The organism is Pseudomonas sp. NCHU5216, from assembly GCF_052156495.1.
Lineage (GTDB): Bacteria > Pseudomonadota > Gammaproteobacteria > Pseudomonadales > Pseudomonadaceae > Aquipseudomonas.
In genome coordinates, this window is sequence record NZ_JBQLIX010000005.1 from 51,596 (window position 1) to 76,771 (window position 25,176).

Annotated in this window: 25 protein-coding genes; all 25 read right to left on the reverse strand. The window is 57.3% G+C overall.

All coding sequences use genetic code 11. The annotated features are described in order from the left end of the window. Window positions 1–40: 40 nt before the first annotated feature. Window positions 41–340: a DUF4177 domain-containing protein gene (locus tag ACSVIK_RS05685; RefSeq protein ID WP_442443394.1), complete on the reverse strand. Its 300-nt coding sequence runs from the start codon at window positions 338–340 to the stop codon at window positions 41–43. 25 nt (window positions 341–365) lie between these two features. Further along, window positions 366–1,103: a TIGR03747 family integrating conjugative element membrane protein gene (locus ACSVIK_RS05690; protein WP_442443395.1), complete on the reverse strand. Its 738-nt coding sequence runs from the start codon at window positions 1,101–1,103 to the stop codon at window positions 366–368. 14 nt (window positions 1,104–1,117) lie between these two features. Next, window positions 1,118–1,432, reverse strand: a complete 315-nt coding sequence (locus tag ACSVIK_RS05695; RefSeq protein WP_442443396.1) for a hypothetical protein — start codon at window positions 1,430–1,432, stop codon at window positions 1,118–1,120. Beyond that, window positions 1,432–3,582 (reverse strand): type IV conjugative transfer system coupling protein TraD, encoded by a 2,151-nt coding sequence (gene traD, locus ACSVIK_RS05700; RefSeq protein ID WP_442443397.1) that lies wholly within the window; start codon window positions 3,580–3,582, stop codon window positions 1,432–1,434. Before traD ends, ACSVIK_RS05695 begins: the two co-directional genes overlap by 1 nt. A 2-nt stretch (window positions 3,583–3,584) precedes the next feature. After that, a complete protein-coding gene (locus tag ACSVIK_RS05705; RefSeq protein WP_442443398.1) occupies window positions 3,585–4,094 on the reverse strand; it encodes an integrating conjugative element protein in 510 nt (169 codons plus the stop codon). A 10-nt stretch (window positions 4,095–4,104) separates the two neighbouring features. Then, window positions 4,105–4,530, reverse strand: a complete 426-nt coding sequence (locus ACSVIK_RS05710) for a Soluble lytic murein transglycosylase (RefSeq protein WP_442443399.1) — start codon at window positions 4,528–4,530, stop codon at window positions 4,105–4,107. A gap of 119 nt (window positions 4,531–4,649) precedes the next feature. Further along, a complete protein-coding gene (locus ACSVIK_RS05715; protein ID WP_442443400.1) occupies window positions 4,650–5,354 on the reverse strand; it encodes a TIGR03759 family integrating conjugative element protein in 705 nt (234 codons plus the stop codon). 21 nt (window positions 5,355–5,375) lie between these two features. Beyond that, window positions 5,376–6,056 carry a hypothetical protein gene (locus tag ACSVIK_RS05720; protein ID WP_442443401.1) on the reverse strand — a complete coding sequence of 227 codons (681 nt, stop codon included), beginning with the start codon at window positions 6,054–6,056 and terminating at the stop codon, window positions 5,376–5,378. Between the two features lie 314 nt (window positions 6,057–6,370). Next, window positions 6,371–7,648: a DUF5623 domain-containing protein gene (locus tag ACSVIK_RS05725; protein WP_442443402.1), complete on the reverse strand. Its 1,278-nt coding sequence runs from the start codon at window positions 7,646–7,648 to the stop codon at window positions 6,371–6,373. A gap of 289 nt (window positions 7,649–7,937) precedes the next feature. After that, window positions 7,938–8,369, reverse strand: coding sequence for a type IV pilus biogenesis protein PilM (pilM, locus tag ACSVIK_RS05730; protein ID WP_442443403.1), 432 nt, complete (start codon window positions 8,367–8,369; stop codon window positions 7,938–7,940). Window positions 8,370–8,417: 48 nt separating this feature from the next. Beyond that, entirely contained in the window at window positions 8,418–9,620 is a 1,203-nt protein-coding gene (gene pilV, locus ACSVIK_RS05735) for a shufflon system plasmid conjugative transfer pilus tip adhesin PilV (protein ID WP_442443404.1), read from the reverse strand. Further along, window positions 9,610–10,551 (reverse strand): ATPase, T2SS/T4P/T4SS family, encoded by a 942-nt coding sequence (locus ACSVIK_RS05740; RefSeq protein WP_442443405.1) that lies wholly within the window; start codon window positions 10,549–10,551, stop codon window positions 9,610–9,612. The genes pilV and ACSVIK_RS05740 overlap by 11 nt, the downstream gene beginning before the upstream one ends. Window positions 10,552–10,562: 11 nt before the next feature. Further along, complete coding sequence (locus ACSVIK_RS05745) at window positions 10,563–11,078, reverse strand: type 4 pilus major pilin (RefSeq protein ID WP_442443406.1); 516 nt, start codon at window positions 11,076–11,078, stop codon at window positions 10,563–10,565. A 23-nt stretch (window positions 11,079–11,101) separates the two neighbouring features. Next, a complete protein-coding gene (locus ACSVIK_RS05750; RefSeq protein WP_442443407.1) occupies window positions 11,102–12,268 on the reverse strand; it encodes a type II secretion system F family protein in 1,167 nt (388 codons plus the stop codon). Then, window positions 12,258–13,805, reverse strand: coding sequence for a GspE/PulE family protein (locus ACSVIK_RS05755; RefSeq protein WP_442443408.1), 1,548 nt, complete (start codon window positions 13,803–13,805; stop codon window positions 12,258–12,260). The genes ACSVIK_RS05750 and ACSVIK_RS05755 overlap by 11 nt, the downstream gene beginning before the upstream one ends. Window positions 13,806–13,816: 11 nt before the next feature. Then, window positions 13,817–14,389, reverse strand: coding sequence for a type IV pilus biogenesis protein PilP (gene pilP / locus ACSVIK_RS05760; protein WP_442443409.1), 573 nt, complete (start codon window positions 14,387–14,389; stop codon window positions 13,817–13,819). Continuing rightward, entirely contained in the window at window positions 14,379–15,710 is a 1,332-nt protein-coding gene (pilO2, locus tag ACSVIK_RS05765) for a type 4b pilus protein PilO2 (RefSeq protein WP_442443410.1), read from the reverse strand. The genes pilP and pilO2 overlap by 11 nt, the downstream gene beginning before the upstream one ends. A gap of 10 nt (window positions 15,711–15,720) precedes the next feature. Continuing rightward, entirely contained in the window at window positions 15,721–17,562 is a 1,842-nt protein-coding gene (pilN, locus tag ACSVIK_RS05770) for a PilN family type IVB pilus formation outer membrane protein (protein WP_442443411.1), read from the reverse strand. Next, window positions 17,559–18,644, reverse strand: coding sequence for a PFGI-1 class ICE element type IV pilus protein PilL2 (gene pilL2 / locus ACSVIK_RS05775; RefSeq protein ID WP_442443412.1), 1,086 nt, complete (start codon window positions 18,642–18,644; stop codon window positions 17,559–17,561). Before pilL2 ends, pilN begins: the two co-directional genes overlap by 4 nt. A gap of 115 nt (window positions 18,645–18,759) precedes the next feature. Continuing rightward, entirely contained in the window at window positions 18,760–19,374 is a 615-nt protein-coding gene (locus ACSVIK_RS05780; protein ID WP_442443413.1) for a hypothetical protein, read from the reverse strand. A 118-nt stretch (window positions 19,375–19,492) separates the two neighbouring features. Beyond that, window positions 19,493–19,630 carry a hypothetical protein gene (locus ACSVIK_RS05785; RefSeq protein ID WP_268179468.1) on the reverse strand — a complete coding sequence of 46 codons (138 nt, stop codon included), beginning with the start codon at window positions 19,628–19,630 and terminating at the stop codon, window positions 19,493–19,495. Window positions 19,631–19,744: 114 nt separating this feature from the next. Then, window positions 19,745–20,248, reverse strand: a complete 504-nt coding sequence (locus ACSVIK_RS05790) for an STY4534 family ICE replication protein (RefSeq protein ID WP_442443414.1) — start codon at window positions 20,246–20,248, stop codon at window positions 19,745–19,747. A gap of 300 nt (window positions 20,249–20,548) precedes the next feature. Beyond that, the gene (locus ACSVIK_RS05795; protein ID WP_442443415.1) at window positions 20,549–21,094 is read right to left on the reverse strand and encodes a hypothetical protein; all 546 of its coding nucleotides are present in this window, start codon (window positions 21,092–21,094) and stop codon (window positions 20,549–20,551) included. Between the two features lie 696 nt (window positions 21,095–21,790). Continuing rightward, on the reverse strand, window positions 21,791–23,158 hold the full coding sequence (locus ACSVIK_RS05800) for a helicase HerA domain-containing protein (RefSeq protein ID WP_442443416.1): 1,368 nt from the start codon (window positions 23,156–23,158) through the stop codon (window positions 21,791–21,793). Beyond that, the gene (gene topA / locus ACSVIK_RS05805) at window positions 23,155–25,173 is read right to left on the reverse strand and encodes a type I DNA topoisomerase (protein WP_442443417.1); all 2,019 of its coding nucleotides are present in this window, start codon (window positions 25,171–25,173) and stop codon (window positions 23,155–23,157) included. The genes ACSVIK_RS05800 and topA overlap by 4 nt, the downstream gene beginning before the upstream one ends. Window positions 25,174–25,176: the final 3 nt, after the last annotated feature.

Genomic DNA, 25,176 nt, shown 5'->3' on the forward strand with positions numbered 1-25,176 from the left:
TCGACAGATGAACAGATAACTCTTTTTTGGCCGCCGAGAATTAATTCGCGGCCTCTTTCGGACGCTTCCAGAACAGGCAAAACCCTGCCGTTATCGGGTAGCTGATGGCGCCACCGCCGGCTTGTGTGCTTTCAGGGATCTGGTACACCCCTCTCAGCAGCGGCTGCGCGCTGACCAGTTCCCAGCCCGCTCCCCCCATCTTGTTGAGCTGTTTTTGCCAGTCCCCCGTTGAAGAAATATCTGGCTCAGTCAAAGGCAAATCGGTCTTGAAGATCCAGACCCCCGAACGTTCGCGCTTGTAGTCCAGCTCGACGTATGAGGTTGTGTATTCAAAAGTCATGTGAATCTCAATCTCCAGGTAATGGTCAGAGGTACTTCTTGAACGAGCCCGCCGTGATCGACACCGCAAGGCCCAGCAGCAGCGCGCACGGTAGAAGCACCCAGTTCGGATGAACGGAGAAGGGCAGTGATAGGTAGATCAGCCAGGCCGAGAGGAAGAGTGGAACGATCAGCCGCTTCGAGTGGTGATAGACAAACGATGACTCGCGGCCGGCGCCAAACCGGCGAATATCCCGCCGTACCAGCCCATCCACGAGTCCGACCATCGCTGCCATTACAAACAAAGGGCTGGTCAGCGTGAGGATCACTAGGCGAACCATGAACGTCAGCGTGACGTACAGCGTCGCCAGCAGGTAGTCCTCGATGGCCACCGCAAGTTGGTTCGAGTAGACCTTGAGAGCGGATGAGCCCTGCGGCAAAGGTTGCCGAGCGCTCACGATCCAGTCGAGGAAGCCCGTCTTCACGAACAGCCACTCGTAGGCCGCGAAGGTCAGTTGCTGCGCTGCTTGGCCAGGATCAGACATCAAGAGAGATCGCGTGAAATCGTCAGAGATCCATCCGAGTTCGATGGTGAGCATGGCCTTCGCGTGCAGATAGCCCTCTTCGTCCCACAGGTCGAATGCAATACCCAGCCATTCAATCAGGATGCTCACGCATAGGGAGAGCAGTAGCACCCCGACTGCTACTTTCGCCTTGTGGATGACTCCAAGTATCCCTTTTGGAGGCTCCTTTGGCTGTGCCGGCGCGCGTGATTGATCTGCCATGATGGTTACCTGATTCAGTGCAGTGTGATGCTGGTTGTCGTACAGGTAATGAGCTGCGGCGCGAACTCTGGTGGTTCAATGGTGATCATCAAGGAGCAGTTCGATTCCGGGTTAGGGATAGGCCCAACTAGGCGAGGAGCCAGGCCGTGGACTTCGAGCAAGCTGAGTAACTCATCTGCTGCCAGCCCGAGCTGGATCCTTGTCTGGAGTTGCAGCAGCGAATCCAGGTATCTGCTCGATGCCGGCAGCGTAATGGATTGGACTTGGAGCACCGCCTGAGCTGTGCGGACAAGCGATTGCCCGTTGTTTGCCGCCTCCCGAATTGGCATCAGGATGCCTCCTCAAGGTCATTGAGCAGCGACTCCTTGTTGTAGTCTGGGGCCGCTGTACCAGACCACCACTGGCCGCTGGTTCGATAGTTCTTGCGCATATAGCCCGCTAACGCTTCGAGGTTCTCTGGCATCAGGTCATCATCATTCGAGGCGGGGAGTGGCATGCGAATTTTCCATAGCTGTCCGCCCTCGAGCAGCGCAAACGCCTGGCCTTTTGGCAGGCGTACAACAGACGCGGGCTCTATCATTGGAACGCTTGACGTGCTTACCCGATCCTGGGTCGCTGAAGTGAAGTCGGTATTGCTTGTGGGATCAGATGAGTCGGTCGCTCCCGAAACGAGCGTCGTGGTGTATACGTCGACCTTGGGCAACTGGTTTGTCAGTAGCTCTGCAGTGGCCGTTTCGCGGACTCGCAGCATGATGAGGTTGTTGAAGTTACCCACGACCTGGCCGGCTTTCGCTCGACTCCCAATACGCGCCTCGATGTCACTCATGGTCTGGGTGTAGGCCGTTACCTGCATGCCGGCACCGCCCCCCTTGTTGATCAACGGTATGAACTCTTCGCCCATCAACTCGTTGAATTCGTCGCAATGCAGGTTGATCGCCACCTTGCTCGCGCCTTCCCCCGGCAGCCCGTCATCAATCCCGTGCTTGTAGATGTGGCCTGCGACCGATACCAGATCAGCGAACATGCTGTTGCCGACGGCAGATGCAATCTCTGGGTCAGAGAGAGCATCCAGTCCGATATAGACGATGCCGCGCTTACGGATGATCTGCTGCCAGTCGAAGATAGGACGCGGATCCTCGAGGTCGGTGTAGTTTGGGGCCAGCAACTGGGCAATCTTGCCGGTGGTGAGTTTCTCCAGGAGCGGTAGTAGCGACGCAACGATCTTGTCGAAGTAGGTTCGGTCGTACCTCACAGCACTGCGCAGGCCATCCATCACAGGGTCATGAATCTTGCGCATGGCGAGATACTGCTCGATGGCCACCACGCGCTTGTCTCGACCGTGCATGTTGCGCGGGATGTTCTTGTCGTTCAGGCCGTTCTCGATGGCCACGATCAGTTCCCAGGCCTTGGGATCTTTCTGAGGCAGCATGAACTGGGCGTACTCTATGAACAGCGCATCGATATTGACCACGTCCCGCTGAATCATCAGGTAGTCAGGCCGCTGGCCGAGGGCGTTTCTGGCACGCGCTACGATGTTCACGAAGCGCCAGGCGAACTCTTTGAATGCCGCACTGTTACCCTCACTGGCCAGTTGCCCAGAAATACGTGAGGCGACTTCGGATATTCGACCGAACCGGCCTACTGCGTTATAGCGAGCCGAGATTTCCGGCCATCCAAGGTGGAACATGTAGAAGCTATCGAGTCGGCCTGCACGCTTGGCCTCTGCATACATCCGTCGTAGCAGGTCAGCATCACCCTTGGGGTCGAAGACGATGACTACTTCATATTCCTTCCTGCCCTGGACTATTTTGACCCTCCTGATGTCTTGCGTGACGAGCAGCTCGGCCAGGCGGGTTTTGCCTACCCGAGTCGTGCCCTGGACGAGGGTGTGACCCACCCGTTCGCCGAGCGGTAGCAGAACGTCTTCTTCGTCGGGCTCAATGCCATGAAGGATCGGTGAACCGCCGACCGGCGGAAGTGGCCGAACGGGGTTGAAAGCACTGTCCCACTGGAGCCCGCGCTTGACGGCTATTGCCAGCGGATGTGGCAAAAGCTTCTGGCCTTCACGATCAAGACGCTTCTCAAGGCGGCGGGCTGATCGGTAAAGCTTGCTCGGTGTCACGTACTTCGCGACCTCGGGCTTCAGCGTGCTGTAGAGGCGCTGCGTGTGCTTCTGTGTCCACTGGAACCCCCTGCCCAGAAACAGGTGGGAGGAACTCACAGGCACGTCGGCACTGGCCATTTCGTACTTGGGCAGTCTTCTGATGTTTCGCTGATATACGAGTACCTGCCAGGCATCCATTGCCCGATGAAAAGCCAAAAGCAAAAATGCTGCGGCCATTCCGGCCCCGACTGTCGGTTTGAGCGCCACCGACCATGGTGCCCATAGGCATAGCACTGCGCACAGAAGGCATATTGCTGTCGTGTACAGCTCCACCGCTGGGCGAAGCAGCGCTTCAATCACATGCTGACGTGACATGATCATTGCTCCACGGCATTGCGTGTGATCAGGGCAGGGTAGTGTTTCAGACCAACCCGGGCAGCGAAGTCGTCAATGTGCATGGGCATGACGCCAAGACCTGGAGCGGCTGCCCGGATACGGCCGAGAGCCGCCTTGTCACGGACATTCACCGCCCAACCCACAGCCTGCAGTTGATGAAGGGCAGCTTGATTGCGCTGGAGCCATGCGAGAGATCGACTGTCATCACCGACGATGAAAAGAGGGGCCGGCAACATGGGGAGCTGCACGACTTTGCGCTCGACATCCCCAGGGGTGAGCTGGCTCTGAACAGGCAGCATGTCCTCAATTCCTGAGGGGCCGGCTGGAGGACGGGGCTGAATTTGACTCGCACTGTGACTATCTGATGGTTCCGCAGATATCCCAGCGTAGAAAGGGGCTGCGGGTATGCCACCGAAATCAGCCACGACTGTCATCGCTGTGCATACGCCGGAGACCATAAGCATTGGCAGAGAGATAACTAGCGATCGCATCAGCGCGCCCTCAATGGTTTGAAATTGGGAAGGTGCAGAGCTCAGCGCAGATCTGGCGTAGGCGTGATCTCACTGCAGCTCGATAGCGCTTTGCGGGTTGTCCTCCTGCAGGGCGGTGATACTGCCCCGCTGCAGTTACCCAGTCGCCGGACGAGTCGAAGTAACGTCGAAGCTGCTTGGACGCGGCCTGAAGATTCGCGTAGGGATCGAGGGCGTCACAGGGATGGGCGAACCAGAACTTTCCAACATAGCCCCAATTCTGCTGGGTCAAGCCGATATCGACACCGAGCTCGCCATGCTCGCGTATACCCTCCAGGGCAGCGCTGCATGCCTCATGGCGAGTTGCGAAGTAAAAGGACTTGCCCTTGATATTCAACGTCCATGGCCACGGGAAATACCCAATTCGCAGTTTCGTGTTGCTCTCGGTCTTGGCCACGGCATAAAGCAGCTCGGATGGAGTGCCTCCCGCATGTGCTGCGACCTGGTACGCCGGCGGCGGTATCTCAGGCCAGTCCTGTGCCTCCACATCACCCACAGTGCAGATTGCCGCTGCAATCAAAACTCGACAGGTAGCCATTGATCACCAGCTCGCTTGAATGCAGCGGGAAGAGTGCCGGTTAGGCCGCCTAGGTCGAACCATTGGCCATTGTCGTGATTCAGCGTTATCTGGCGGGCACGCACCCGATCAGGTGGAATACCCACGGACTTGGCCCAAGTACGGATCACCTGGTCATCACTGTCAGTTCCTACGAGAAACAGATCGAATGCTGCTCCGCTCGTGACCAAGCGCTTAACCAAAGCCGCGCAGGTTTCACATTTCTGTGAAACGAATACCAGCAGGCGTGACGCCTGAGCGGGGGAGGCCGCATCGGTGCCAGGGACGCTGGATCCACTCCGCATGACCGGCATCAGGTCAGGGTATAGGCGCCTCCAGGCGGCGTCATATTCCTTCTGAAAGGCAAGCTCCTGCTCGATACGCAGTTTTTCAGCCTCGACAAGCATTTCGGCAAAGCGTCGGCGCTCAGCATCGGTTTCAGCACTGAGGCCCAGGGCAGTGATGGGATCAATACCTGGAGACCATGTACCTCGCGGGCCTGCCTGGAGATCCTGATATCGCCGCCAATCCGAAGCGTTTAGACGCCAGGCCTTCGCTGCAGACGCTTCCTGGGTGGTGGATTTACGCGTTGTACTGGTTTCATCGGCGATCGCTGTATTGGCCAGTAGCAGAGCGGCAGCCAGTGCGATGTATTTCAATTGCATGTTCAGATTCCTTGCCCCGATTTATCTGATGCTCACCACTTGCTCTTCCCCGCCGGCGGAGAAGACAGCAGCACGATCCTCTACTCGGATCAGCTTCCAGCTTTGATAGGCCTCACCAGGCCTCAACAACTGAACATCTCCCAGGCTGGCTGCTCCGTCACGGGCGATGGAAGCGAATGGTTCCCCTGCCCTGGTCTCGATGCCGAGCAACACAAACGGAGGCGGTGCCGGTTTTGGCTTCGCCTTCGCGATACGGGCTGCAGGAGCCGGTCGCGTCTTCGGTGGCGATTTGGCCGGCGTCGGAGAGGTAGGGGCCGCTGGCCGAGGAAGCGAAGCAGGAGTGCGCTTGAGCGCTGTAACGTCATCAATGAGCTGTTCAACCTTCGCTGCGAGAACGACCCGTAGCTCAAGGGTGTCAACTTGGGACGCGCCTAGGGAATCCGTGAGCTCCTTCAGCTCTGCGACCTTGGTGTCCAGAGAGCCCAGTTGCGCTTTTGTAGTGCCTTTCAGGCTGCTGACTGCCCCAGCCAGTTCTGTATTGGCGGCTCGCAAGCCATCAAGTTCTGCGGACGTTTGCGTGAGCTGTTCCTGCAGCCGTGTCGTCGATATGGATTTGTCGTATTGAAACCAGCCCAGCCAACCGAGCTGACCCAGCTGTAGTGCGACCAGCAGCGCCGTTGCTGTGATCCGTTTCTTCGACATGGTGACCTCTTGCCGTGCCTTCGGTGATGCGCGATAGGCTGCTAGAGATGCATGTCGGTCTCAATGCGAATTCAAAAGTGCGCGGAGGGGGAATTAATCTAACTGGAAGAAATGCGGGGTTTGCTGTGAGGGGATGTTGTTGGCTTTTGCCCCGAACGGTGACGTGACAGCCGTTTGGGCGTGTTTAGCTCGATCAGATATCCGTATTAGTGCCCAAAGAGAAATTACGACCATAGCTAGCGGTCGTGGCTCGCTTTACGATTCTTGCAGCACCGGCATGGCCAACTCCTAGGGCCATGCCAGCACAAGTGCATTTAACGGCTGACCTTCTTCTGAAGATCAGCGGCAGCCGCCTCAATCTTTGTGAGCATCTGTGCTCGTGGCTTGCATTCTCTATATCCTTTCAGAAGTACGGCCCGGACGCTCTCTATAGCCTCGAGAGCTTCTTGCGGGCAGGTGTACCCATCAACCCGTGGGCCGTAGTAGAGCTTTGAATCAACTTCGGCTGAGATACCTTCGGGGTGCTCCATGAAAGCCCAGTCTTCAAGTCGAGATCGCACCTGATTCAATCTATCGTAAACCCTGGCAGTTACTCCGGCAGTCCGGACGGAACTGTTGCAGAGCTTATGTAGGATGGGGCCAATCGTGGTATGCAGTTCAAGCGACATTCCTCCAGCAGGGCGCCACTTGGAGCGAACCCCTGGAGCCCCGCCGTAAGCTACAGCCCCATTTCTTGGGCTGTGTGCCGCCTTTAAGCGCGACCTTCTTGGCTTGCCTGATGCCTGGCGGGACGGACTGACAAAACATGAGTCGTACGGCATGGCTTCAGGAACACCCATGTGGAAGGAACTGTCTGGTATTCTCTCAAGCTGGGCCTGTACTTTCCTAAGTAGCTCCTGGCTTGGAGAAATTAGGTAGGGGACTGCATTCCCTGGGTAATAGATTCCCGGCCATTGTGGGGCGACCTGATGTAGGCGTTTTTCCTGCAGCCACTCCTTCCTGAAGCCCGGATAAGGCGAGATATAGGGCTCATCCAGTAGCAACCAGTCGCCACTTTGTGGTTCCTCCCAGCCGGTTATGTGATCTGCATAAGGAATCCGTTCAAGTTTGTTCATCTCCTCAATGTTTTCCCGCCGGAAAGCTCTCACCAGTCCAGTTGCGTTAATGAAGAGCAGGACAAAACTGGCTTGATCCAGATATTGCATCGCGCTTACCTGGCTAGCTGCATCAGTCCGCATTTCGATGTGATCAGGAGCTTCAAGCTTGAATTTACGTAAATAGGTTCCACCAACCTTGAGTCCGTCAGCAAGTAACTCTGGAAGAGGGCGCGTGAGGTGAACCTGAATGGTATATCGTCCGGAAGACGGTACCTCAGAACTGAGTTCTTTCCAGTACACAGTTACATAGGCTGTATAGCAATGCTGAGAGCCTTTCGCGATCGCATGTGAAGCGTGACGAAAGTTTTGGAAGCCAGCCTTGCGAGCAGCCTCTTCGAGAGCAGCGAGGTGAGTGAGGCCAGATTCGCGCTTGATGGCCTTAGCCAAGCGCTTGATGCCGTCAATGGTGGACGGAGGAGTTGCGAGGGTAACCATGAGTTTCTCCCGGTCTATCACGCAGCGTCACCCGTCTCCGCCACAACAGACCGAATGAATTCACGGTCGGTAATTTAGCAAGGCAGTGCCGTTTCCAGCTTTATTGACGGGTGTCCTACGCCTGCCGGGGCGCGACTCGATAGTAGCAACAAGATTTATATAGACTCAAGTACAACGTACGTATTAGGTCTCGCCTCCTTGTCGAGAGACAAGCGGCTTGTAGAGAGGATGCGTTGGCCATTCACGTCCGAGGGGGGAGCCAGAGGAGTAGCGCAAAGAGTTCGTCAGATCAATTAACCGCGACTACGGCACCGTTCGGAACCGCGCCAGGCACCGCAATTCCGGTCGAACCAACGTTCGGTGAAATCAGGATGCCGGCACGGTTCACGCCAACGGCAAGAGACTCTGTGAGCGACGACAGAGCCGCAGGTAGGCCTGGGGCCATATCACTGTAGTACGTGAAGGCCTGGCCATTTTCGATGTACGCAGAAACCCCTGCCGGGCGGTTGTACCAGGTCGGCAATGAAAGGGCAGAAGGCACCCCAGTGAATCCAGGGTTTTGATGAGCATACTCAGCAACCGCCGATCGGTACACGAGCATGCCACGGCTCAGTGCATCCAGGTCGGCCTGTTCAGACGTTATGGCGTCGTCGTGCAGAACATTAACGAGCACACCGCTCGCTATTACTAGGAAGGTGATGACGATCCACTGAAAAGACATTGAGCGACCCTTGGTAGCTTCTAGACACCAGTCACAACCTATTGGAAATCAAGGCTTGTAACAGCTGAAAGACCGGCATGGATTGCAGCCTCCGACCTGGATAGCGAACTGCTGATTTGCAACATATCCAGCTGGACAACTGCACGAGCCTGTATACGGGTTTGCAGTGCCGCAGCCACTTGCGAATTGGGTTCCTGTCCAAAAGGAGCCGCCCCACCGTTCTTCCGCGCTGCTAGCTTTCCACCTCCCGGATTGGCAGCTCAGTGGAGCGCCTTGGCTATTCTTCGACTGTAGTCCGTTCTTCGGGCACGCCTGATTTTCAACAGCAACACTCTCGATATCCAGGTACTCCCCCACTACGACACGACCTTGCGATTCAAGCGTGCCACCACGGATTCGCCCACCAGTGAGCAGTCCCTTGTCATTGAATACGCGAAGCCACTCAGCATCCGACTGATAGATCCCGCCACCCCATTTCTCGCTATACCAGCCATTGTCACCAGTCGATTTAAACCAGCCGCTCGCTTCGACTGTCTCAGCCGATACCGATTCCGAGGCCGTGAGTGCGCGGGTATTCAACTGGTCGGCATTGTTGATGTCGTTACCGCCCATATTGATGGCGGTATTCATTGTGTTCAGCTCGGGGCGGCCAGGTACGGCGTTACGGTAGAGATAGTCGTTTGCAAGCTCTCCATCCATCAAGAACAGGGCACTAGCTGTGTGGCCCGGGCCAGGAGATATCCCGTAATTACTCAGCGCGAGTTGCCACCCTCCACGAATGCCCTGGATGACACTGCTATTCAACGATGAGATGAACCCCCCAGGGCCACCGAGGTTCTCAGCTATCGTCCGCACGCCAAGCTCAGGGATTGCACGACCGTCGGTTGTGATGACGATGGCCTCAAGCTGGTTGGGGTTCGGTCTTCTGGCTAGGCCGATAATCGTTTGTCCGAACAGGTTCGTGTCACTGTAGCCGTCGGGTAGATATTTGGTGTTGCGCAGCATGGCCACAGTGATCTGCGCAGGCGCGGTCGCTGTTGCATTGGTCAGCACCGTGCTGTAGTGATCTTTCAGGTATTTCGAGAGCGCTTCTGCCACCGTGCGTTGCTGATCGGCGGCTATGCGGTAGTCCTGTTGATCCATCTGCCTGGTTACCCAGCCAGTTGCCAGGGCAATCATGATCGACAGCACTATCAAGGTGATCACTGCATCGACCCCCAAAAAACCAGACTGACTGCGTTTACTGATCATTCCAGAGGCTCCTTGAGGATTGATGGGCAATTTCTTGCTCGAGGGTAGATAGCTGGCCCGAGCGGACTTTTTCGCGAATGGCTGCGCTGTCATGCCCTGTGAAGGAGAGGCACTGCAGCTTGAGGCGCTTTATCCCAGAGGCATTCGTGATCAGCGTCTGATGGATCACGGCAATGAGCCCCTGGGCGAGGATCTGCCTGGCATTCGGCAGAAGGGGTTGGGCCAGAACAGCCAAACGTTCAATGCCCTGGATGACGCTACCTGAATGCCCCGTGCAGATGATCAGGTGGCCATTGATACAGGCCTGCACGACCTGAACCGCCGTAGGTGTATCCCGCACTTCGCCAACCAGGAGCAGGTCAGCTCTGGTGCGTAATGCGCGCACCAGGGCTTCTTCATAGCCCCCATTTCGTCGTGATACTGGGATCTGGATGCAACGCCCCAGTCCATGCTCACCGTGCAGAAGAGGCTCGGGCGGATCTTCGACCGTCAGTGCAGTGCCGCCGTGCGCCTCCAGTCGGGCTTTGACGATTGAGGCGGCACTGGAGGTCTTCCCCGAGCCCATTTCCCCACAGATGAAGATGAGCCCGCGAATAGACTCTTGCATCAGCGTGACGTGTATCTCTTCTGGCAGCCCAAGGTTATCGAGCGGCAGGATCTGCACTGACGACTTGCTCAGCACGAATACCTGCTTGGCATTCACGTCTTGGAGCTGAGTGACCCGGAGTACCACGCCCTCCAGAATCAACGAAAACTCAGGTTCTTGGGTTGCGTTGAAGTGATCGATACAACGCTGCAGCAGGCCCTCCAGTTCCTCTGCCCAAGTATCAGGTGCAGGGACGCGTCGAGGCTGGCCAGGCAGCCCCTTCACATCTGAAAAGCCGTCGCCAAGGTAGAGGTCGACGAACTCGACTCCAGCTATGAGACTCACGCTACGAACCTTCAGTAGGTGGTCCAGGTGATGCTGTTGGCGTCGCTGGAGCAACTCGTCGTGGCCGTGGTGGCATGAACCTCGCCGGTAGTGGCAGAGCCACCGTTGATGCTGGTGGTCGTCTGGCGGTCTTTCGCGACTTTCGTTGCGAGCGTGATGCATGCGCTCTTCGGAACGCCGCTTTCTGTGATCGTGAAAGTCATGCCGTTACTGACTACAGTGACACCGCCGTTCCACTGATTCACCAGCGTTGTGCCTGATACCCCCATAGAGCCCGCCCCCTCGATTGCGATGAGAGACGGCACCAGGTTCTGTCCTGCAGTTCCGTAGCCAGTGGAACCCTTCAACTTCTTGGTATTGGCGATCAGCGTGCTGATGTTGCTCTGCTCGATGGCCACGTCGGAGCTCCCGAGCATTCGCGCGCTCATCCAGATGATGAAACCGAGTGCGACCACGATCAACATCAACCAGAACAAGCCGTCGATCGACAAGAAGCCGCGCTGCTTGTAGTTACCTGGAAACTGCATATTCATTACCCCTTGGTGTGTTGTTAGAAACCTGAAGAGTCGGTGGCGTTGCCGGCAAGCATGAAGACCCCAATCACTACCAGGATCATCAGTGAGCCCATGCATACGGCTGAAAGAGCGATCATGGTTTTGGCCATGGCGTCGACGCGCTTGAGCATTTGATCCAGCCAGCGGTTCGCAAACCGCTCCATCGACGCTGCGAAGCCAGTGCGTGCCGAAAGCACTTCGAGGAAGTGAATGGCCATCGGGTCGGGAAATTGATGGCCGGCGAGCTTCAGTGCTTCACCAAAAGTCTTGCCCGCGCTGACGCCATAGCGGATTGCATCCAAACGTTCACGGAGCCATGGGGTAGCGCTGCGCTTCAGCGTGTCGAGCGCTGCGTTTTGATTGATGCCGGTGCGTAGCATCACCGACATGTTGAGAAGGAAAATTGAGCCCTGCAGGGTTTTATAGATTGACCAGGGCGGAATCCCCTCGAGCCGGATCCGGGCGGTCTGCAGGATCCTACTGAGCTGAATTTTCCACATTGGGCTAGTGGGCGTGACCTTCAGGCCACAGAAGTGAGGCAAGGTCAGGATCGAGGTGATGATCACCCCGACAATAGTGATCACGATGAACACACCGTAATGGCTGACCACATAAGAAAGCATGTGTAGGAATGCTGGTATCCCCGTCCAATTCTCCGGATCATCGCGGCGAGACATCGAGGGGACGAGCCATAGAGCAATCACGTACAGCAGAACCCACATCAGGCTCCAGGTCAGCGATGGTAGTAGCACCACGGAAGCTACCAGCCGACCTACCTGCTGCCGAACTTCGATGATGCGCACGCAATCGCGGAATGCCTGTACAAGGCCTCCGGTTTCTTCGCCAGTTTCAATCAGCGACGTCTCGTCATTGGGGAACCTGGCCCGACAGGCATCCGCGAGGGTCTTGCCCCCGCGCACCCCCATGGCTACTTCGTTGCAGATGATCGAAACAGGATGTAGAGCGCGGCCGCCATTGCTGAATGCTTTCTCTACCGTTTCGAGAGCTTCCTCGATCGGTATGCCGTCCTCGAGCACGCCCATCAGGCTCTCGTAGAACTGAATTCGCTCAGGCTTGCCGAACTGCGCCGCATAGAAGCCTTCGATTTTTCCACGGAATGCCTCCTTCAGCCCATCGACGATGTCCAATAGCTCAGCCAGCATGGGTGAACTCCACTACTTGCTGGTCGAAGTCCAGGGGGCCAATGATCGTCTCGGCATGTCGGGGGTCGATTTCACCGGCTGCAATCTTGGTGATTGCATGGGCGATCTTCGTGACTCCGCCCATCTCTTTGACCCAGTAGCGGCGAGCCGCACTGGCCCCGCTCTCGGCGAATACCCGCATGAATGAGAGATCTGTCAGGAGAACTTCGGCTACAACGGTTCGGCCCACGACGCCCAGGCCCTTGCAGCTCGAGCAGCCGTCTCCCTTGAGGCTCGTGCTGTGGAGTATCTGCAGGTGCTCGAGTCTGTCGCGAAGCCCACTGTCCAGCCGCTCTGCATGATTCTTTGCCGGTAAGCGGCATTTAGGACAAAGCACAGGTAGCAACGACTGATTGATCACACCAGTCATCAAGGCTGGGTCAGTGATCAGATACTGATCGACACCCATGTCGGCCAGCCGCTGCAGCGAAGCAACTGCATTGTTCGTATGCAGGGTTGACCAGACCAGGTGGCCTGTCATGCCGCCCCGAAACGCAGCCTGTGCCGACGCCAGATCGCGGATCTCGCCATACATCAGGTTGTCTGGGTCGAGCCGCATCGAGTTGGTGATGGCGGAATCCCAGGTCTCACTGGCCCCGAGTGGGGATTGGTTAGCTCTGATACGGTACTCGGGTGGATCCTCAACGGTCAGGATATGCTTGGTGCTCGAGGCTTCCTGATCCAGGAGATCCATATTGACCTGCAGCGTTTTCGACTTGCCTGATCCAGTTGGCCCGGTGATCAGGTTCACGCCATAGGGCAGGCTGCGCAGTCGGGCGAACTGACTGATTTGCTCGGGAAGGAAGCCCAGGTCTTCGAGGGTCATCTTCGACATGTCGTCGTAGAGCAAGCGCATCACCATCAACGGGCCTTCAACGAGCGGACGTGTGGCGATACGCGCGCCGAACAGACCGAGCTGCTCGACGTACTGACGGCTCACACGGGCATCCTGTGGAATCTGGGGCTGAAAGTGATCCTTAGTGACGTCGCACATGCTGTTGTACAGCGCTGCGCACAACTCGCGGCCTACTTCGCTTTTTTCCTGGCCGGCTTCCCACAGCAGGCCGTGAATGCGGTACTTGATCCTTGTGATCTCGTGTCCGACCACGATATGAACGTCGCTGGCCCCGCGACGGTGCGCGTCCTCAAGGATTGCAACTGCGTGCGCCTGTCTATCAGTTTCAACCTGCTTGGACATCCGCCCGATTTGCGATGACGATTGGTAGAGCGCTTTGATATCGGTCATCGAGCAGCTCAGGAGCTGATAGTCGAACCCAGCGTGTTCGAGCTGATCCATGAAGGCCATGACATACGGATCGGTGCTGTGTTGCGCACTCACATAGAGCTTGCCATCCGATGTGAGTGCGCAAACTTGGCGCAACTCTGGCTTCAACTCATAGCGTCCCCCAGGGGCCGTGAGTACGGTGACAAGAGGGAAGATTTCAGAGGTCGGAATCTCCGATTCAATGGCGGTGCTTTCAGGAATTTGAGTCGTCATTGGAGTGACCCTCAGAACTGGCCCGGTAGTGCCGGCGCTACAGGAGAAGATGCTGAGCCGGACGTGCTCGGGCTGATACCAGAGAAGCCCAGGAGAAACCGCTTGCCGTTGCCCTCTACGGTCACGCCATCCAGTGAGATATGGCTGACCCTGAAGTTGCCTGGGAGGATGGAACCAGCAGCCACATCGAACTCCACCCCTGATTTGTAGAGGAGGGTCGCACTCAGCTTGCTGGGCGACCCGGTGATGGCTTTGATCACTGGCAAATCCTGGTACTGGGTTATGGCCTGCGCCGAATTGCCTGGAGCGGGAGAGGGCATTGGCACTTGGGTGCTCGGGCCTCCCGATTGCTCGTTGCTCCCTCCGTTCTCAGTTATCGAACGCCTTGCTTTCGCCTGTTCTGCCTGAGCGTTGAACAGGATCGTCTGGCTTTGCACCTTGCCGAGGTGTCCAACATCAATGCCGGATAGATCCGCGACATCTGCCTGGGCATCGTTTGCAATGCAAGACGCCACAAACATGGCTACGAGCAGTACCAAGGGCAGCCAGAAAGGCAGCTTCAGATCAGGAGGGTTATTTGGCATACAGATCACCTGTTACTGACCACATGAGGAGCTCGGACTGCAGCTCTGTTTTGATTTCGCGTAGGCGCAGGCCCTGTCTCGGGGCACCGCTGAGAGAGTCGTAGGGAAGGAGGCCGGAAACGAAGCGCAGCTCGAACTGCTTCCACTGAGGTGGTGGCGGTGGTGGTGGGGCGGGCTCACCAGGCAGAGCTTCAGGTTGCGGCACGACCACAGGAACCTCCTTCAGGGTCGGTTCTTGGGCAAAGCCGTGAAGCCACGATGACAATGCGGCCAGGGCATCAAGTGCGGGTGCCAAAGGTTCGTCGCCTGCGGCCGGCAGCGACATCACGAACTTCAACGTCGCAGAGTTGCCTTCGTCGAAGAACGCTGGACGCTCCGAGGTCAGGCCGGAGGTAGCCGACATGAGCTGCAGCGCCGAACTGTTGCCTGTGCGTTTATATGAGGCCAGCACCTGGGTGCCGTCACAGGTAGCACTGGCGAAAATCCAGCCGTGGATGCTCAGCGGCAGTTGATACATCACCTGACTGCAGCCGCCGACAAATGACATGACAGAGGGGCGTTTTGCCCACGGGTGCTCAAGCGCCTGGGGAGGTTGCTCTGCACCACTCTCTTTATGTAGTTTGGACAGCTCTTCCAGGCGTGCCTGTTCAGCCGCGAGGCGTGCCTCCATGGCGATTCGGGCCTGATATGCCTGCCATTGAAACCAGGCCGTCAGCGCGATGCCGGCGACGAGTGCGACCACAACGAGCTGAGCCAGCTCTGCCTTAGAAAGGCCGAACATCAGTGGGCGTAGGCGGTATTCACGCTTCAGCTTGGAAGGGTGGAGCAGCTCCTCGATGTCGATGGGCGAACCACCCATATCGAAGTCAGCGGGTAGATACCATTCCTCGAACTCGATGCCCCTGCTGCGTTGCTGGGCAACGCGGCGCCGAACCTCGGCTTCTGTACCGATGAGATCGCAGCCCGGAATTATCCCTCCCTTGTGAACGGCGACTACGGCAAAGCGGTCTTCGTCCCGCTCAACGCGCCATGCAGCAATCCAGGAGTCCCCGAGCTGTCCGGCCAGAGTAGCGGCCAGTGAGTACATGCCCTTCGTCACTCCGTCGCTTCGGGAGACAAAGCCCGCCTGAATGATCCCCGGCGTCCTGCGTATTGCAACGATATCGAGGTTATTTTCCTTGCCGAACTGGCGGGCTTCTTTCATGTAACCCGTAACGCTGCCCAGAGGGTGCCAGCGCAACCCTGTCACGAACGCCTTGCCATGATGTGTGATGATTTGAGTGCGCGAGGCGCGCTGGGGCTGAAGCTGCTCTGTGCTCATACCCAATTCCTCAGAAGACAGAGCAGGCGCGCAGGGGCTGGCGACAGTTCATGAGCCCGATAGCGGGTTCATTTGCGACCAGGTTGTTCGCAGCGTTACGGATGCTGGGCACGTATTGGCTCTGACTGCTCGTGCCATCCACCTCGACAATGGGGGTAACCAGCACGACCAGAACGCTGTGCTCCGACGTCCTCGATCGGCCCCCGCCGAGCCCCAGGAATCGAGCGCTACCGACCCCGGATCGTGTGGCGTCTTCGCGGTTCTCTTCAAAGCCCGTCAACACCAAGGTCTGCCCGCTACGCAGCTTCACTTTCGGGGCGGCATTCTTCGTGTCGTAATCAGCGGTTTGAACGCGTGAATCGTTGCTCTCGAACGTCTGAAAGGTAGGCCTGCTGCTCATGCTGAGGTTGATCATCAACAGCAGGTTGTCCCGGTCGAGCACCTTGGGCAGCAGCATCATGTTGAAGCCACTGGTAATGGTCGCGGGATTCAGGGAGGTGGTGGAGCCAACCGAAGCCGTTGTCGAGGTCGTGCTTGACGCGATGTAGCTCTGCACGTTGCCGATCTGAATGGGGGCAGGCTGCAGGTTCAGGGTTGTAACGCTCGGCGTACGGATGTTCGAGATCCGCCCCTGCTGCGCCAACGCCTGTATCACCGCCTCCGAACCGGCCCAGGGCGAATTGGCCGTATCCAGGATGCCGACCGAGCCTGTCACGGCGTCGCTGCCGATGCCCGCGACAGTGTTGGCAAGCTGGAATCCCCAATTGCGGGAGATCGATTTATAAACCGCAGACCAATTCAAGGCGAGCTGATCGCGGTCGGTCAGGACTACCTCGAAGACCGTGACGTTGAAGGAAACCTGTCGAGTGATGCTGCGATTGATACTCGCCAAGTAAGCATCGACTCGACGCAGTACCTCGGGGCGATCACTGACGGTTAGCGTTCCGGTTGTCCGCGACAGGAACATGCGCCCGGCCGGTCGCGTGCTCAGCATTGACCTGACGTTCGACTCGATGTCACCGAGTAGCGAGGTGACGATTTTTACCTTGGTACTCTGGCTGCTACCGGACTCGCCAGAGGCGCCAGTACCGGATGAGTTGCCTCCGGACATCCCGGCTGCTGATCCAGTAGACGTGGTCAGCCCCGAGCGGACTGTACTCTCGATCTCCTGGTCGTCCCCGAAAGCCCATACATCGAAGACCTTCGTATCGAAGTAGGTGATCCGAACCCCTTTGATGTCGGGGTCGTAGTGCCAGCTCAGGCCAAGACGGCTGGTGGCCTGGTTCAGTAGTCCTGATACAGACCCAGCCCACTTCAATCCTTGGATTGTCTGGGGCAGTCCCAGCGAGCTATTGCCCGAAAAAGCCATTGCCGAGGCCGGCGATAAGGCACTTCCCGGAAAGAGTCCCTCCAAGCCACTGGCTGAGGTGCCAGTGTTCGAGCTACCAGGAACCTGGGTAGACGCTGTGGGAGCACTGTCGAGAATGCTGGGATTGATTGCATCCGGTGCTACGACGACAGGCAGCCCGGTTTCCGACGTGACGTACTGCGCAACCTCTGTGATTGTCACCGGGGATGAAGGGCGGTATGCGATGTCGCGATTCAACGACTGCGGCAGCCCGCGTTTGGTGATCAAGGGCTGCGTCGAGACCCAAGGCTTGTCACTGAATACAACCGTTTCACGCGATGACTCAGCCCGCTGGTTACGCAGCAGCGCCGTGTACTGACGTGCCGTCGCACCAGTCTGCTCAGTGCGGCTGATGGATTCGTCAACGCGCTGGAGGGTGCAACTCGATAGCAGAACCACCAGTGCTTGCACTGTCGCCAGGTGTATCCAGGTGCGTCGGTTCATTTCTTCTTCCTCTCGGCGATGTGCACGATCTGCTGAACTGAGCTGCCGTCCACGATGAACGGGCGAGGGGCGTTGTCGTAGAGGGGAAACAACTGGTAGATCGCGTCTTTGAATGAGCCTTCAAACCTCAAGGCAGCAGCGATCGGGTAGTTGAGGTCATCCTGATCCCAGATCACTTTCCAGCCAGCTTTCTTGGCCCAGGCCTCGACGCTGTCACGAAGCGTGGATCCGGCTTCAGCGACCCAAATCTCGCGTACCTGTGGCACTACAGTTGGCGACGTGATCGGTAAAGGTGGCTTACTGATTCCTGCAGTCTTAGAGACAGAGATCGAACCGCTAGCCGGGGCTTTCATCGTTGTCGCGGGAACACCTATTACAGGCGCAGTTGAGCCATCCTTGGCGATCTCCACGGGGTTTTGCTCGGTGCTCACAACGCTAGCTGCGGGGCGTGTGGTGACAGGAAGGGACTCGCTGGATAAAAGCGGCGCCTGCTTTTGAGGCTTGGTGGGCTCGACTTTGGCAATAGCAGCGGTCTGCCGCGCCGGCACCTGATAGCCGGATCGAAGGCTGAATTGGACTTGCCGAGTCACCTCATCGACCTGCACCCTCCAGGCCGGCCCTGCGAGCACCTGCAGGGTATCGCGCAGCTTCATGGGGCCAAGCTTGTAATGCGCTGCCGGCAGTGGCCGGGAGTACAGGACTTCCGTCACTGCGTTCGGGGCCGTGAGTGAATACCCGGAGCGTGCCAATGCATGCTTCAAGGCATCTCCAACAGTCGGATTCAGCGTGCCGGGAATTGTGACCTCAATAATCTGCGACATCAGGTCTTCCTGAGACAGCAGCGGCAGAGTGCTGGTGAGCGTGTAGCGCCCACTCCTGACTTGGTCACGCTCCCGGCCAGGATTCATCGAGCCTTTTTCTGCGTAGATATCAGGGGCGATGAAGGTCGGGTTTGAGATGACTTCAGCAGGCTCTGCAGGTGCTGGTTGCCGCTGAGCAGCGCAACCAGCCATAGCGACTGAAGCCATGGCGAGCAGCAGGGTGTGACGCATCAGGATGTTCTCCAACTTCGGTATGCGCATAGGGTTGCGTCTTGCCCCTATCGCAACAACGAAGAATCAAAATCCCGAAGGCGGGAATTAATTTATTGGGGAACGAAAAATGAAAAAGGCACCCGAAGGTGCCTTTGAGGTCATGTCAGCCAACACGAACAGGTTGAGGACGATCACGCTCTAGCCTTGGCGCATACTTGCGTAGCGCCGGCAGTCGGATCAGGTCGCGCAGCGGCTTCATGCAGAAGCTGAGCACCTTGCCCAGGAACACGCCCGAGTAGGAAGCAATCCAGCCGATGGAGAAGATCAAGCTGTCCACCGCGTAGTCCGACTTGAAAGCCCACAGCACCAGGAACAGAACGCCGATAGCGAACCACCAGGTGCGGAAGGACATCCAGCGAGTGTTTCCACCCGACAGACCGGGAAGGATTGCCTCGTACTGATCACAGCGGTGGGTGAGCATCTGGATCTGACCGTCTGCCCATGCCCGCTCATGCTGCAAGCGCTCGCGCTGAATCTCGAGCTCGTTCTGCAGGCGCTCAATCTCGAGCTGGGCCAACTGGGCGAGTTTCAACCCGTCCTGCTTGTGCTCTTGATGAAGCAATCGGTCATGGGCAACCAGGTGGTCAGCCATATTCTCGACCGTGAGGTGCAGCACAGAACCATCCAGGCCATAACGCTGCAACACTTCGGGATCGATCTCTTGGATCTGGCCAGTGCGTGCAGCAGCGAGGAAGGCAACCAGGTTATGAGTGTTCATAGTGATTCTCCAGAAAGCAGAAAATCACTGATCCCATGCGGGAAGTGATTCCCGCGAGGGTTGAGGTTAGGAAGCATGTAAAAGCCAAAGGCACCCGAAGGTGCCTTGAGGTCAGACATTAAGCGGCCAGAACGGCCCAGGCGTACTCGCAGAACTGCTCGGTTTCGAGCAGCGCCTCGAGGGCATCACTTTCGGAAATCTCGGTGACTTCCGGCAGGGCAGGCAGTTCTACAGCTTGGATGTTGGCGTTGCTCATGATGGATTCTCCAAAAAGGATTTTTTGGAGAACACCAAGCCCGCCAGCGGGGGGATGGTGCCCCCCGGATGGGTTAGCTGAGATCAGTGATGGCCCTCGGAGAGGGCCGGTTGTTCAGAAGCTTGCAGCGGCAGGCGCTTCCTGCTGACTGCTTGGTGCGGGTTGTTGCGGCTCTGCAGCAGTTTGCTGAGCTTGTTGGGATTGCTCTGCATCACCTTTCGGTTCTGCCTTGTAAACCAGCTCGCCGTCGACCTTGATCCAGCTAACGAACAGCAGGCGGGCTTTCAGGCTGACACCGGGTTGATCCTTCTTCTCACCACCTTTGTAGGTGAAGAGATCAGGGGTCAGGTCACCGAGACGAAAGCCGATGAGGACTTTCTTCTCGGCCGCAACGGCTGCCATGCAACGACGGATGAGCTTGTCAGCTTCACCGCCAGCGACTTTGCAGTCGAACCGGGTTTTTTCAGGTGCGGTGGCATCACCGTGCAGGGCAACGATATCGCACGCCAGGAAGGGCTCTCCCTTGCGGATGGGCACTTCGCGGATACGGTTCAGATAGCCGAGGCCAGTGATGTGCAGGTCGAAGAAGCTTTTTTGAGCGTTGGTGTTGGTAGTCATGGTGGTTCTCCAGATTCCAGGTACGGGAAAGCGGAGAAACACGTATCCCATGCGGGAGAGTGTTTCCCGCATGGGTGAGTAGATGTTCGGAGGAAGAGGCATCCATCGCCTGAGGCGACTGTCCGTACTACCGGATGCGTAACGGACTAGGGAAGTGGATCACCGCAACAGCGGACGCAGTTTGAAGATCCTTACTGCCTGGGCATGAGCCGACAACGTCAGCAACACACGGTTGAAAATATGGGTGCAGTTTCAGTCATTGTCAATACCTGAAAGCCCCCAGATTCGGGGGGCTGTTGTTCATTCAGGTTCGTACTCGAAACAACCACACGGGCAGGTCGAGGAAGTCAGGCCATGTTGGCAGATGCCTTCTTTGGCTGCTTCAGCGTTTACCCGCTCCAGCTCTTCGCTGGAGAGGTAACCGTAGGCATCTCGGGCATAGGCATATGCATAGGCCACATCTGGGTTGGCGTTCTCGTCCTCGCCGAACTCATCGCGCACAGCCTCAGAGAAGGAAGACTGAACCATCGTCTCGTAGGTTGGATAGGTCTTCACCGCTACACCATATAGAGCATCAATCCGGCGTTCGACCACGGCAGCGTCACCTGTACCCCGGTAAACCGGCAGGCATTCTTCATCGTCAGCTTTTTTGATCAACTCGTCCACGATGCCGCCGAAGCGCTCGAGCACGAATTCCTTGGATTGCTGCAGATTGAGTTGAAGCACGTCGATTACCTGATCACGAATTGCAATAGGATCGGTGTGCATAGCAATGGCTTCGTCGAGGATGGATTGCACCAGGTGCAATTCGTTTGAGGGGAGCGAAAGGGCATTGTTCAGATTCATGGCGTTTCTCCAATTGGGATTGGAGCGCCCCCCACAGGAGAGCGCCCTGTTGGGGTTGAGTTGAGTGAGCATCCATCGCCAACGGCGACCGCCTGCGCCACCGGATGCGTGACAGGCTTGGGAAGTTGCTGTCAACGACAGCAGCTTGGAATTCTGGCCAGCTATGAGGCCGCTGGCTGGCGTGTTTTGACTAGGTTGCTGTGCGTTTTAGGGCACAGCGAAGAGCAGGATGGCCACCATGTTGAGACTTGTGCCCCTCGCAAGATCACGCATCTAACATCCGACCCTCGTGTGACCTGGATCGGCATTTTCAGGCATGCATCCGCACACAAACGGATCCCAGTGTTCGCCGGCGGGCACCGGCAATGAATATGTCCGCAAGAGCGGTTGTCGTGGGCCACCTCAGGGAGGCCCACGACAACCGTCTCACGACGCTGAAAGGTAAAAAGGAAGGGTCAGAACACCAGTCCGGCCCGAAGGAGAGGAAACTCAGAACCCGGAAGTTGGAGGCTTCGTGTGCACGGTGTGCTGGGTTCGCACGCGCTTCCCTGAGTGATGGCGTGCTTGGGTTTGGACATAACGACCGGCGAGTGTCAGTCGGGAGCCGCTTGTCCTAGGGCACAACTGAGCGCCAGTTGCCAGCGGGTGAAATCGTTGACTCGGATTATCGTCACGACGTGATGGCAGTTCAACCATTCAGGCGAAATAAACCTGCCGAAATGCAGGTATTTGTCCTTTTTCGGTCAGTCTGACTGCTCCGGTATGCTGTGCTTGCAGGTACTGGAGCATTTTTGCATCGATCTTCAGTCGACGAGCTGCACTGTCCCAATTGGTTGGTGCGAGGTTGAGCAGCAGCATCGTACCGGCGCTGGAGAGAAACTCCTCGCTCATGTGAGTGGGCGACTGTCCGGCCTGCAAAATCGCCAGGCCAAACTTCCGCATTTGGTTGGCGATGACGTTGATCGGATTGCTCCTAGACTCATCGTTGAACAGCACGCACTCATCGATCACAACGAAACGCCTGATTCGCCCATGGGACTCACCGCGCTGCATTTCTTCGCGAATGATTGCCTGCAGGCGGAAGTGGACGAACATGCGTAGCTCGTCTTCAGATTGCGCAATTGGCTTGAGGTTGTAGCGCCGGATTCGGGCCTTGCCGAACGGCGGCGGATTGCTGTTGAAGATACCAATCGCCTGCAGGTTTTCTAGGCGATTGATGACGCTCAAAAGGACATCGCGGGAGTTGTATTTAACGACCTCTTCAAATTCGCGACCGGACTGCATGCGATCGAGAAATGTGCTGAAGCCATCCAGGGCGCGGATCTTGATGCTACCGAGCTTGCTGTCGAGCTGTGCCAGTTCCGCTTCGTCAGCGGCTTGCGTGGCATTCTTCATCCTGCGCTTATTCAGCGTCGCCATTACGCGACAGAATTCGTCGAAGGCCGTAAGCACCTGCCGCCCATCCTCCTTGTCTTCAATCCCCATCCAGAGGGCTTTGAGCTTCCGGCGGGCCAGAGTGGTGACATCGTGGAGCGTCGGGTAGACCTGACGAAGACCGTTCCAGTCGTGTGCCTCGATGAGCTGCTTGATCTGTTCGTCAGTGGCCTCATTCCGATACCAGGTGGATGGGTTGGTAGCCGAAATCCCCTTGAGCGCGTAAGCGTCGGTCAACAGCGCTCGAAGGACGCCCTCCTGATTGGTGCCGAGTGCCCTGGACGTATTGCCGATGGCCGCAATCACGTCGTTGATGGCGCGCCTCACCCCACCGAAGTGTGGATCCGGGTTCAGCACCAGCGGATTGAAGCCATACTTGGTGGACTCGCTGAACAGCACGGTCTTGGCGCCAGGTACTTCGATATCGCCGTGGTAATCAAAGATGTCGATCACCACATCATCAGCCTGGCCCTGGATGAAGTTGCGGATCCAGTGTGTTTTACCCGCGCCAGATGTGCCGGCGATCCCGATATGGTGGTTGGCCAGCCGGCTGGGATCCCACTGTACAAGCTCGTTCTTGTGATCGTTCTTGCGACGCCAGTAGTCGTAGCCAATCAGCACAGGAGTCATTGATCCCCTCCAACGCCAAGCATCGGCTGGTCATTCTCTACGTTGCAGATGAACTTGCATCCCTTGGAGTACCTGTTGCACCCGAAGAAGTCGTAGCCCCTGACTCCAGGCATAGAGGGACGAGTCCTGCGCTCCAGCTTTCCCTTCTTGCATTTGGGGCAATCTATATCCGTGGGAATGGGCGCAGCACCTGCCGGCTTCTTCTGCCCAGGAACCCCGTCCACGTCGGGCAACATGGTCTTGCAACCATGCTCCTTGAAGCCCGAGCACGCCCAGTAAGGCCCAAATTTTCCCTTGGGGTTGAGGTACATGGGACGACCACAGTCTGGGCAGGGATGCGATGTGGCTGCCTGGATCTGCACGCCCTCAAGCTCACGGGCAATACGGTTATAGAAGCCTCGAATCACGGGTATGTGCTCGATCTGGGAGCGTGCAATCTGATCGAGCAACTCCTCCATCTTCCTGGTGAAATCGAGCTGCATGAAGCTGAATTGGTTCACCAGACTGGCGAGGACGATCAGCCCCAGCTCAGTGACTTGGAAGTAACCTTTGCTGAGCCGCACATAGTCTCGTTGCTTGATCGTCTTGATGATTGCTGCGTATGTACTTGGTCGTCCAATGCCTTGCGCCTTGAGAGCCTTGATCAAACTCCCCTCGGTAAAGAGCTTCGGCGGTAACGTCTTGAGCTGCAGCAGACGGCCAGATAATGGCTGCAGCAACTGGCCTGGCTCGAGCAGGGGAACAGGGTTTTTCATTGCGTCCTGCTCCTGTCCGTCCTGCTCTGCGGAGCTGGTCTGCAGCACTGAACGCCACCCTGACTTCACCAAGACCTTGCCTGTGCCTGCGAAAATGGGTGTTACCCCATCAACTTCGTCCATCGCCTGCAGGTGCGCGACGCGGATATTCCACACCGCACTCTCAAGCTGGGAACCGACGGCGTGACGCCATATCAGTTGGTAGAGCGCTTGCTGCTGGGCGTCGTCGCCTGCCTCAAGCATCTGGAAGTTTGTTGGCCTTATAGCCTCGTGCGCCTCCTGGGCCAGCTCGGCCGAGTCCCATAAACGCTGTTCGGCAACAACCGGCAGGCCTTTGCTGCTGCAGTATTCGGTGATTGCCGTAAAGGCAGTCGCCGATAGGTTGGGACTGTCCGTTCTGTGGTAGGTGATGAGGCCTGCATCGAAGAGCTTCTGCGCCGCCTTCATTGTCGCGTCACTATCGAGCTTGAGCACGCTCGACGCCTCCACCATCATGGTGTCGGTAGTGAGCGCGGCTGGCGGAGCCTCTGAGCGAGCTTTCTGATCACAGGTGATGACCTTGAATCGATTCAAATTGGCGACACGCTGGGCAAAATCGCCATCTAGCCAGTATTCCAGGTTGCGCTGCTGCAGGAGTGCCTTCGTTTGCCACTTCGCCTTCCAGGCTCCATCTGGCCCAGGCAAATGGATCTCGGCTCCAAAGTGGGACACCGCCCTGAACTGGCCGACCTTGTGACACTGCTCAGCCACTAGCAAGACGGCGACACTCTGCACCCGGCCAGCGGACAGCCTCTGCCCCCGTAGCGCGGAGATCCGCTGACTCACAAGCCATCCCACAAAGCGGTCAATCATTCGCCGAGTCTGCTGAGCGTTGACCTTCGCGATGTCGAGTCCGCGGGGCGTCTCGATGGCGGCCAACAGAGCCTTCTTCGTGACTTCCTGATAGGTAATCCTTTTCGGGTTCTCCAGCTCGAGAACCTGTGCCAGATGCCAGGCTATCGCTTCCCCTTCGCGATCAGGGTCAGTCGCCAGCAGAACCTCAGAGGCAGCTTCTTTGCGCGCGCGAAGTCCGCTCACGACTTTGTTTTTACCTGGCAAGATCCTGTACTCAGCCGAGAATGTCTCCAAGTCAATTCCAAGAGCCCCCTCGGGGAGGTCTCGGATGTGCCCTATGCTGGCCCGCACGTCGTAGCTCGAGCCAAGGTACTTCTGGATAGTCTTTGCCTTTGCCGGCGACTCAACAATCACAAGAACAGTCATGAG

Excerpts from the sequence above, each read along its gene's own strand:
- ACSVIK_RS05685 (WP_442443394.1), bottom strand. The coding sequence starts at position 340 with ATGACTTTTGAATACACAACCTCATACGTCGAGCTGGACTACAAGCGC.
- ACSVIK_RS05690 (WP_442443395.1), bottom strand. The coding sequence starts at position 1,103 with ATGGCAGATCAATCACGCGCGCCGGCACAGCCAAAGGAGCCTCCAAAA.
- ACSVIK_RS05695 (WP_442443396.1), bottom strand. The coding sequence starts at position 1,432 with ATGCCAATTCGGGAGGCGGCAAACAACGGGCAATCGCTTGTCCGCACA.
- traD (WP_442443397.1), bottom strand. The coding sequence starts at position 3,582 with ATGTCACGTCAGCATGTGATTGAAGCGCTGCTTCGCCCAGCGGTGGAG.
- ACSVIK_RS05705 (WP_442443398.1), bottom strand. The coding sequence starts at position 4,094 with ATGCGATCGCTAGTTATCTCTCTGCCAATGCTTATGGTCTCCGGCGTA.
- ACSVIK_RS05715 (WP_442443400.1), bottom strand. The coding sequence starts at position 5,354 with ATGCAATTGAAATACATCGCACTGGCTGCCGCTCTGCTACTGGCCAAT.
- ACSVIK_RS05720 (WP_442443401.1), bottom strand. The coding sequence starts at position 6,056 with ATGTCGAAGAAACGGATCACAGCAACGGCGCTGCTGGTCGCACTACAG.
- ACSVIK_RS05725 (WP_442443402.1), bottom strand. The coding sequence starts at position 7,648 with ATGGTTACCCTCGCAACTCCTCCGTCCACCATTGACGGCATCAAGCGC.
- pilM (WP_442443403.1), bottom strand. The coding sequence starts at position 8,369 with ATGTCTTTTCAGTGGATCGTCATCACCTTCCTAGTAATAGCGAGCGGT.
- pilV (WP_442443404.1), bottom strand. The coding sequence starts at position 9,620 with ATGATCAGTAAACGCAGTCAGTCTGGTTTTTTGGGGGTCGATGCAGTG.
- ACSVIK_RS05745 (WP_442443406.1), bottom strand. The coding sequence starts at position 11,078 with ATGCAGTTTCCAGGTAACTACAAGCAGCGCGGCTTCTTGTCGATCGAC.
- ACSVIK_RS05750 (WP_442443407.1), bottom strand. The coding sequence starts at position 12,268 with ATGCTGGCTGAGCTATTGGACATCGTCGATGGGCTGAAGGAGGCATTC.
- ACSVIK_RS05755 (WP_442443408.1), bottom strand. The coding sequence starts at position 13,805 with ATGACGACTCAAATTCCTGAAAGCACCGCCATTGAATCGGAGATTCCG.
- pilP (WP_442443409.1), bottom strand. The coding sequence starts at position 14,389 with ATGCCAAATAACCCTCCTGATCTGAAGCTGCCTTTCTGGCTGCCCTTG.
- pilO2 (WP_442443410.1), bottom strand. The coding sequence starts at position 15,710 with ATGAGCACAGAGCAGCTTCAGCCCCAGCGCGCCTCGCGCACTCAAATC.
- pilN (WP_442443411.1), bottom strand. The coding sequence starts at position 17,562 with ATGAACCGACGCACCTGGATACACCTGGCGACAGTGCAAGCACTGGTG.
- pilL2 (WP_442443412.1), bottom strand. The coding sequence starts at position 18,644 with ATGCGCATACCGAAGTTGGAGAACATCCTGATGCGTCACACCCTGCTG.
- ACSVIK_RS05780 (WP_442443413.1), bottom strand. The coding sequence starts at position 19,374 with ATGAACACTCATAACCTGGTTGCCTTCCTCGCTGCTGCACGCACTGGC.
- ACSVIK_RS05785 (WP_268179468.1), bottom strand. The coding sequence starts at position 19,630 with ATGAGCAACGCCAACATCCAAGCTGTAGAACTGCCTGCCCTGCCGGAA.
- ACSVIK_RS05790 (WP_442443414.1), bottom strand. The coding sequence starts at position 20,248 with ATGACTACCAACACCAACGCTCAAAAAAGCTTCTTCGACCTGCACATC.
- ACSVIK_RS05795 (WP_442443415.1), bottom strand. The coding sequence starts at position 21,094 with ATGAATCTGAACAATGCCCTTTCGCTCCCCTCAAACGAATTGCACCTG.
- ACSVIK_RS05800 (WP_442443416.1), bottom strand. The coding sequence starts at position 23,158 with ATGACTCCTGTGCTGATTGGCTACGACTACTGGCGTCGCAAGAACGAT.
- topA (WP_442443417.1), bottom strand. The coding sequence starts at position 25,173 with ATGACTGTTCTTGTGATTGTTGAGTCGCCGGCAAAGGCAAAGACTATC.